1 protein-coding gene and 1 pseudogene are annotated in these 1767 nt (G+C 67.7%); one reads left to right on the top strand and one right to left on the bottom strand.

The window, feature by feature from the left end:
- Positions 1-550: pseudogene (locus tag NKJ06_RS35285) on the bottom strand (helix-turn-helix domain-containing protein); the annotation flags it as partial.
- A 289-nt stretch (positions 551-839) separates the two neighbouring features.
- Here NKJ06_RS35285 and NKJ06_RS35280 point away from each other — a divergent pair.
- Positions 840-1589 (top strand): DUF899 domain-containing protein, encoded by a 750-nt coding sequence (locus tag NKJ06_RS35280; protein ID WP_352812540.1) that lies wholly within the window; start codon positions 840-842, stop codon positions 1587-1589.
- Positions 1590-1767: the final 178 nt, after the last annotated feature.

The following is a 1767-nucleotide window of genomic DNA, read 5'->3' as shown; positions in this document are numbered from 1 at the left end:
GCCCCGCCCCGGGGGCGGGGGGGGCGGGGGGGGGGCCCCACACCAGTGCCGTGCGCGCGGGCTTGGTGTTGAGGCGCAGCTTGGCGATGCGGGCGACGGCGAGCTCGTGCGCGGCTCGCGAGGCCGGCGGAAGCGGCATCGGATCGAGTCCGGCCAGCACGCCTTCGGCCTCGTCGAGACGGCCGATCAAAAGCAGGCGCCGTACCTTGAGGTGACCGGCATGCGCGGCATTCAGCCGGTCGCCGTGCTTTTCCAGCGTCGCCCGCGCCGCGTCGAGCGCCTTGTGCGGCCATCCCAGATCACGCGACACCAGTGCGATCTCGGCTTCGGCCACGACGCATCTGGCGCGCGCCACCGCCTCTTTCGGGCCGAAGCCACGCGCCGCCCGCCGCAGCAGCGCCTTGGCGCGATCGAGATCGCCGAGCTGCGCCATGGCGATGCCACGCAGCGCCAACGCCGGCGGGTCTTCGCGCAAGGCGACACGATCCAGCGCGCCGAGCGGATCGCCCCCGGCCAGCGCCAGTGCCGCCGCGGTGATCAGTGAGTCCATTGAAATCCCGTCACACTTGTAACTCCCACCCCGGCGCTCAGCGCCCTAACTTAAGTCATGGCCGCCAACCAGCAAGCCGTATCGGCAGCGGCACAACAAGGGAGAACCACGCGATGAATGACACTGTCGAGGGCACTGAGCGGATGCGCCACCCCTGCTGCGGGCCGGCTCTTTCAAATCCCGTCACACTTGTAACTCCCACCCCCGCGCTTGACCGCCCTATTCCAGCTCACAGCAAGCAACCACACGTCGCAACGGCGCGACAACAGACTGGCAAAGGAGACGACCAATGACCAAGCAGACCGCAATGAAGACCCCGCCGATCGTTTCAAGGCAGGACTGGGAAGCCGCCCGCGAGAAGATGCTGGTGAAGGAGAAGGCAACGCTGCGCGCCAAGGACGCATTGGCCGCCGAGCGCCGGCGCATGCCGTGGATGGAAGTCGACAAGGACTATGTATTCGAAGGACCGAACGGCAAGGCGAGCTTGCTCGATTTGTTCGAAGGCCGCCGCGAGTTGATCGTCTACCGCGCCTTCTTCGAGCCCGGCGTGTTCGGCTGGCCGGAGCATGCCTGCCGCGGTTGTTCGCTCGGCGCCGATCAGGTCGGCCACCTCGCCCATCTCAACGCACGCAACACCACGCTGGCCTACGCCTCGCGCGCCCCGCAGGCCGACATCGCCCGGCTGAAGCAGCGGATGGGCTGGGAGATGCCCTGGTACACCATCACCGACAGTTTCGACAAAGACTTCGGTGTCGACGAATGGCATGGCCACAACGTGTTCATCCGCGATGGCGACCGCATCTTCCGCACCTACTTCATCAACAGCCGCGGTGACGAGGCGATGGGCACCGTCTGGAGCTATCTCGACGCGACGCCGCTTGGCCGCCAGGAGATCTGGGAGGACTCGCCTGAAGGCTATCCGCAAACCCCGCTCTACAGCTGGTGGAACTGGCACGACAATTACGACGCTGGGGCCGACAAGACATGGGAAGAAGTATCGGCAGCCGGCGAAGCGGCGTTCCGGGACAAGGACCAGTAAGGGCTCTCCAGCTTGGTTCCTCGCCCCACGAAAGTGGGGAGAGGTGGCTCGGCGAAGCCGAGACGGAGAGGGGACTGCCCTACGAAACCCCCTCTCCGGGGGCGTGGGGGGCCCCCGGGCCCCCCCCGTGGGGGGGGGGGGGGCCCCCCAAGCGTGGCGTGGGCGGGGGGCCCCCCCC

Source organism: Mesorhizobium sp. M0293 (assembly GCF_040321735.1).
In the GTDB taxonomy this organism is placed as follows: Bacteria; Pseudomonadota; Alphaproteobacteria; order Rhizobiales; family Rhizobiaceae; genus Mesorhizobium.
The sequence above is the reverse complement of the archived record's forward strand: the minus strand, read 5'-3'. Positions and strand labels throughout refer to the sequence as shown.

Bases quoted from the DNA above. Each gene is read 5' to 3' on its own strand.
- NKJ06_RS35280 (WP_352812540.1), top strand. From the start codon at position 840: ATGACCAAGCAGACCGCAATGAAGACCCCGCCGATCGTTTCAAGGCAG.